The organism is Nocardia anaemiae NBRC 100462, from assembly GCF_001612725.1.
GTDB classification, from domain to species: Bacteria; Actinomycetota; Actinomycetes; order Mycobacteriales; family Mycobacteriaceae; genus Nocardia; species Nocardia anaemiae.
In genome coordinates this window covers 42,708-49,262 of record NZ_BDAZ01000079.1, presented here as the reverse complement: position 1 = coordinate 49,262, position 6,555 = coordinate 42,708, and the positions used below count along the sequence as shown (strand labels likewise).

At 68.4% G+C, this 6,555-nt stretch carries 4 protein-coding genes; 3 read left to right on the top strand and 1 reads right to left on the bottom strand.

Annotation, left to right across the window (positions count from 1 at the left end; genetic code table 11):
- The 3 genes from NA5_RS41550 to NA5_RS35270 form a co-directional block, all read left to right on the top strand.
- The coding region (locus NA5_RS41550; protein WP_062993372.1) for a beta strand repeat-containing protein at nucleotides 1-2,419 on the top strand (2,419 nt) is incomplete at its 5' end.
- Between the two features lie 25 nt (nucleotides 2,420-2,444).
- Nucleotides 2,445-4,310, top strand: a complete 1,866-nt coding sequence (locus tag NA5_RS35275; RefSeq protein WP_062993371.1) for a dynamin family protein — start codon at nucleotides 2,445-2,447, stop codon at nucleotides 4,308-4,310.
- The gene (locus tag NA5_RS35270; protein WP_245672580.1) at nucleotides 4,307-5,869 is read left to right on the top strand and encodes a dynamin family protein; all 1,563 of its coding nucleotides are present in this window, start codon (nucleotides 4,307-4,309) and stop codon (nucleotides 5,867-5,869) included. Before NA5_RS35275 ends, NA5_RS35270 begins: the two co-directional genes overlap by 4 nt.
- A 103-nt stretch (nucleotides 5,870-5,972) precedes the next feature.
- On the opposite strand, the gene NA5_RS35265 is transcribed toward NA5_RS35270, so the two are convergent.
- Nucleotides 5,973-6,539: a TetR/AcrR family transcriptional regulator gene (locus NA5_RS35265; protein WP_062993377.1), complete on the bottom strand. Its 567-nt coding sequence runs from the start codon at nucleotides 6,537-6,539 to the stop codon at nucleotides 5,973-5,975.
- Nucleotides 6,540-6,555: the final 16 nt, after the last annotated feature.

Here is a 6,555-nt window from a genome sequence, read left to right as displayed (position 1 = left end):
GGTCGGTGCGGATCTCGGTGCTGGCCTCGGCGGCACGATTGGCGCAGGCGCACAAGCGATTTCGGGCTTGGAGGCCGATCTCGGCGGGAGCCTGTCGAGCGGCCTCGGTGGTGTGGTGGATGCCGGTGCACAAGCCGGATCGGGCCTCGAAGCGGGCCTGTCGACCGGTCTCGGTGGCGCACTGGACGCCGGTGCCCAGGCCTCAACCGGATTCTCCAGCGCCATTGGCGCCGCAGCCGACGCGAACGCCGATCTGTCCACAGGTCTGACCGGCGCGGTGAACACGGGTGCGCACGCGGGCTCCGACCTGGGTGGCAGTTTGTCCACCGGCATCGGTGGCGCTGTTGATACCGGTGTGGATGCGGCAGGTGGTCTGGAAACCGGCCTGTCCACCGGTATCGGTGGCGCACTCGGCAGCGGAGCACAGCTGGGCTCTGAATTCGGCGGCAACCTGTCGACCGGTCTGCAGGGCTCAGCAGGTGCTGGAGCCCAAGCGGGCGCCGACCTGTCTACGGGTCTGAGCGGTGCCACTGGCGGCGGTGCCCAGGCGGGTACTGATTTGGGTGCCGGTCTGTCCACCGGAATTGGCGGTGCCCTCGGCGGCGGTGCGCAGCTGGGATCGGATCTGGGTGGCGGTCTGTCGACTGGTCTGGAGGGCGCGGTAGGCGCTGGAGCCCAGGCAGGTACTGATCTGTCCACAGGTGTGAGTGGCGCGGTTGGTGGTGGCGCGGAGCTGGGGAGCAATCTCGGTGCCGGTCTGTCCACGGGGCTCGGTGGTGCCATCGACGCGGGTGCTCAGACGGGTGCCGACCTGGGTGGCAGTTTGTCCACCGGTCTGGAATCCGGCTTGTCCACTGGAATCGGTGGTGCGCTCGATGGTGGTGCGCAGTTGGGTTCTGAGTTCGGTGGCGGTTTGTCGACCGGTCTGGAGGGCGCGGCGGGTGCTGGAGCCCAGGCGGGTGCTGATCTGTCCGCAGGGCTGAGCGGTGCCGTTGGCGGCGGTGCACAGGCTGGGGCTGGTCTGGGTGGTGGTTTGTCCACAGGGCTGGGCGGTGCTGTTGATGCTGGGCAGCAGGCGGCTTCCGGGATCGAGGGGGCTTTTGATACCGGAGCGCATGCGGGTGGTGGGCTCGGGGGTGGGCTGGAGGCTGGTCTGGGCGGTGCGTTGGATGCCGGGGCCGGGCTCGGCGGTGGGGTGTCGAGTGGGGCTTCGTCCGCGATCGGAACCGGTGCTCAGGTGACGACGGGGCTGGAGTCGAGTTTGGCTACCGGGGCGGCGCTCGGTGCGGGCACCGAGCTCGGTGGCGGGCTGTCGAGCAGTCTCGGAGGCGCTTTCAGTGGCGGCGCGCAGGTTGGATCGGATCTGGGTGACGCTGGGACGCACGCTACGTCCGGGTTCTCCAATGCCATCGGTGGCGCGGCTGACCTGGGTGGCGGTCTGTCCACAGGTCTGGGTGGTGCCGTCGGCGCCGGGACGCAGGCCGGTGCGGATCTGTCCACAGGTGTCGGCGCCGGTGCACAGGCCGGTGCCGAACTGGGTGGCAGCTTGGCATCCGGACTGAGCGGTGCGGTGCACAGCGGTGCCCAGACGGGCGCCGATCTCGGTGCGGGTCTGTCCACGGGTCTGAATGGCGCGGTCGGCGCTGGAGCACATGCGGGTTCGGCGCTGGGTGCGGGTCTGTCTTCGGGTGTGAATGGTGCGGTCGGCGCTGGTGCGCATGCGGGTTCGGAGCTGGGCGCGGGCCTGTCCTCGGGCGTGAACGGTGCGGTCGGCGCTGGTGCGCATGCGGGTTCGGAACTCGGCACGGGGTTGTCCACAGGTTTGGGCGGTACTGCCAATGCCGGGGGCCACGCGGCCACCGGTCTGGAGACGGGTCTGTCCACCGCGGGCGGTGCGGCTACCGGTCTCGGCGGCAGCGTGTCCACTGGAGCACAGGGTGCCGTCGACGCCGGTACACATCTGGGGACGGGTCTGGAGACCGGTCTTTCCAGTGGAATCAGCAGCGGCGTCCATGCCGGTAGCGGTCTGGAAACCGGTCTCGGCGGTGCCATCGATGGCGGTGCGCATGCCGGAACCGGTTTGGCGACAGGGCTTTCCACCGGTGCCACCGCGGACTCCACGGTGCACTCCGGCGCCGCGGCGCAGACCAGCGCGAACGGCGCCGCGGATCTGGGTGGCCATGCCGGTGCCACACTGACCGGCGGCGCCTCCTCGACCGTCGGGTCCACCGCGAATACCTGGTCGTCGCTGGACGTTTCGAATGCCTTCGGCTCCGGACTCGACAGTTCGGCCGGTTCGCATCTGGACACGTCGGTCACCGGACACAGCGATTCCAGCCTCTTCACCGATACTCATGCGGGTACCGATCTGGCCGGACATGGCGGCGGCGATCTCGGCGGCGACGCCTTCCTGCACTAAGAGATATTCGTACGAAAGAGGTTCGATGGGGACACCAGCAGTGAATGCTCAACCGCCCGCGGTACCGCTGCTGACGGTATTGGGTGAAACCATCGCCGCGGCGCGCGCCGCGGGTCGCAATGATCTGGTCGGTCGCCTGGAAATGGCGGCCGACCGGGTGCGCGATCCGCGGCGGCGCATCGTGATCGTCGGACAACTCGGTCAGGGCAAGAGCTGTTTCGTCAATGCCCTGTTGAATCTGGAGATCTGCCCGGTCGGCGACGACGCGACCACCGCCGTCCCGACCTTGCTCGCGCACGGTCCCGAACCGTATGCCGAACTGGTGCTGGCCGGTCCGAGCGGAACCGAGGAGGCGCGAGTTCCATTGCCGGTCGACGAGATCGGCATGATCACCGTCCGTACACCGCAGGCGCACGGCCGTCGGGTGTCGCGCATCGAGATCCAGCTGCCGAATCCGCTGCTCGCCGACGGTATCGTCCTGGTGGACACCCCCGGCGTCGGCGGACACGGAAGTGGTTATGCGGCAGGCGTACTCGGCATGATCGCGACCGCCGACGCGGTTCTGGTGCTGTCGGATGCCTCCACCGAACTCACCGAACCGGAACTGGCCTTCCTCCGGCAGGTCCGGGAACTGTGCCCGACCACCGCACTGCTGCTCACCAAGATCGATCTGTATCCGCATTGGCGCCAGGTGCATCAGGCCGACCAGGGGCATCTCGGCCGAGCGCGAGTCGAGGTGCCGATTATCCCGGTTTCCGCGGTACTGCGCAGGCACGCAATGCTTTTGCAGGATCAGCAGCTCGGCGCCGAATCCGGTTTCGGTGTGCTTTATCAGTTCCTGCGCGAGCAGGTGGTGGCGCGCGACCAAGCCGCGACCCTGGTCGCCGTGGCGCACGACATCCAGTCGGCCGCAGAGCATTTGGCGCTCGCGCTGGGCAGTGAACTGGTCGCGTTGCGCGATCCACGCCAGGGCGCGATGGCGGTGCGCGAGCTGCAGTTGGCGAAGACCACCGCCGAGGACCTGCACCGGCGCACCTCGGCCTGGCAGTTGACCCTCTCCGACGGCATCACCGATCTGGCCGGGGATGTGGATCACGATCTGCGTGAACGCCTGCGCGAGATCGCCAGAACCGGTGAGGAATGGATCGATAAACACGATCCGGGCCGCCATTGGGACCGGATTGCCGAATGGCTCACCGGTGATATCGACACCGCACTCGGCGACAATCTGCTCTGGACGCATACCCGCGCCGTGGAACTCGCCGAGCGGGTCGCCGAGCACTTCACCGAGATCGGCATGGTCGAACTGCCCGATGTCAGCTCGGGCCTGCACACCGAGGACAGCCGCGCGGGTGGCGGCACTCTCGCCGATCTGGAGCCCGATATCGGCTTCGGCAGCAAAATCCTGGTCGGCATGCGCGGCTCCTACGGCGGCGTGCTGATGGTCGGGCTCGCGACCACCTTCGCCGGGCTCGCGATGCTCAATCCGATCTCCATCGGCGCCGGTGTCCTGGTGGGCGGCAAGGCATTCCGCGATGACAAGCAGGCCAGGCTGGCCAGGCGCCGCAATGAGGCCAAGGTCGCCATCCGGCGTTTCATCGATGACGTCGCCTTCCAGGCGGGCAAGGAATCCAAGGACCGCCTGCACCGCATCCATCGGGCATTGCGCGATCACTACACCGGCGTCGCCGAACGCAGCCTGCGCTCCATCGACGATTCGCTGCGGGCCGCGCAGGAGGCGGCGAATATGGAAACGGCTCGCCGGACCGAGCGCTGTGCGGTGCTCGACCGGCAGCTGCACATGGTCGCCGAGCTGCGACGCTATGCGGATGCTATGCAACCTGCCATCGCCGCACCGCGGAAAGGGGCCGCCGGTACGGTAACCCCGTGAGAAGAGACGTGACCCGGCATGATGCTCGGCGGGCGCCCGGCATTGTCGCCGAGGCGCATCAGCTGGTCGCCGCGGCCAGACAGGCATTTCCTCGCGAGCCGCGACCGCGTGCGCTGCTGGCCGACTGTGCCCGCCGCCTGGATCAACCTCTGCGGGTGGCGCTGGCGGGTTCGTTGAAGGCAGGCAAGTCGACCCTGCTCAACTCACTGGTCGGCCAGGACATCGCCCCGACCGACGCGACCGAATGCACGCGCGTGGTCACCTGGTACCGCAACGGCTCGACCCCGAGCGTCACGGCTTACGCACCGGACGGCTCGACGGCGAATGTGGTGGTGCGCCGCGGCAGCGGCACGCACGGGCTGACCTTCGATCTGGAACGTCTGAACTGGAATGCGCCGGGCCCGCGTGAGGTGGACCATCTCGAGGTCGAGTGGCCCGCCGCCGCACTGGCGAATACCACCATCATCGACACACCGGGCACATCGTCGCTGTCGCGCGAGGTGTCATTGCGGACCGCGCGACTGCTCACCCCCGGTGACACCGACGGCGACCGCGGCATGGCAGCCGTATCGATTCCGGGTGCGGACGCCGTGGTTTATCTGCTGCGTCGGCTCGATGATGCCGATGTCCGGTTCCTCGAACAGGTCGGTGCCGGAACGGCTGGCGCGCAGGGTGTTTCGGGTCCGCTGGGCGTCATCGGTGTGGTCTCGCGTGCCGATGAGATCGGGGCGGGCCGGATCGACGCACTGCATTCCGCCCGCGATGTCGCGGCACGTTTCGCGGGCGAATTGGAGCGAACGGGGTTGTGCCAGGCGGTAATTCCGGTCGCCGGTCTGCTCGCATTCGCCGCTGCCACCCTGCGTCAGCAGGAGTTCGCCGCCTTCGAGGCGTTGGCCAGGGTGCAGGTCGACGAGTTGAGCGCCGCCTTGCTCTCGGCAGATCGCTTCGCGCGCCCCGATATTCCGCTCCCGGTCCCGCCCGAACTCCGCGCCCAGCTAGCGGCGCGGTTCGGCCTCTTCGGAATTCGCATGGCGGTCACCCTGATTCGCCTCGGCGTGCGCGACTCCGCCACGCTGGCAGCGGAATTGACCAACCGCAGCGGCGTGGAGGAACTCCGCTCGGTTCTCGACGTGCAATTCGGCCAGCGCGCCGACCAACTCAAGGCGCACTCGGCCCTGACCGCGCTGGCCCGGGTCCTCACCGCATACCCGGGCACTCCCGCCGACCAGCTGCTGCCCCGAGTCCGCACCCTGCTCGCCGACGTGCACGGTTTCGCCGAACTTCGTCTCCTCGGTCGCCTGCGCACCGACGAATTGGCCCTGCCCGCAGCCGATCTCGCTGAACTGCACCGCCTGATCGGCGGCTCCGGCGTCGCCCCGCATCTTCGACTCGGCCTGCCCTTCGGCACCGACCCCGCCATCCAGCGCGCCCAGGCCATGGCCGCCGTGCGCAAATGGCGTGCCCGCGCCCGCCATCCCCTGGCCGACCAGTTCACCACCACCGCCTGCCTGACCGCAGCACGCAGTGCCGAAGGAACCCTCAGCCTCCTACCGGAGTGATTCCCGCCAACCGTGACGCCCGCAGGAAGCCGGAGTGCTCCAGCCCGGCCTCGTCGGTGACCACCCCGCCAGAGGTTCGACGGTGACGCACGCCAAGTGGTGGTCAGCCGAGGATCCGACGCATCGCGTCGGCAAGCTCCTGGCCCGACGGCGCGTGCTCCGGATCGATCAGAACTTGTGCCGCTAGCCCGGTCAGCAGCGCCTGATAGAAGGTCCCGATGGCGCGCCCGCCCTCGGTATCGGATTCATCGATGCCCTCGAAAAGCCGGGCCAGCCCACGGCGCGCCTCGTCGAGTCCGGCCGCCAACTGTTCGCGGGTCGCCTCGTCCTGCCCGGACTGGGCGAGGATGTCGAAGGTCGCCGACCAGAGACCGCGATGGTCCGCGACCGAGTCGAGCACCGCGGTCCAGTTCGCTTCGAAACGTTGCAGCGCAGTCGAATTCGGCTCCGCGGCAGCACTCAGGGTGCGTTCGAGTTCGTCGCCCCACTCCCGATTCGCCTCGGCAAGTGCCGCATTGAGCAGCGCCTCCTTGGAGCCGAAGTGGTAGCCGATGGCGGCCATGCTGACCCCGCCAGCGGCATTCGAAATATCGCGCACGGTGGTGCGCGTATAGCCCTTCTCGAACAGGCAGCGGCGCGCCCCCGCCAGCAGATCTTCACGATTTCCCATGGTCAGCATGCTAGCG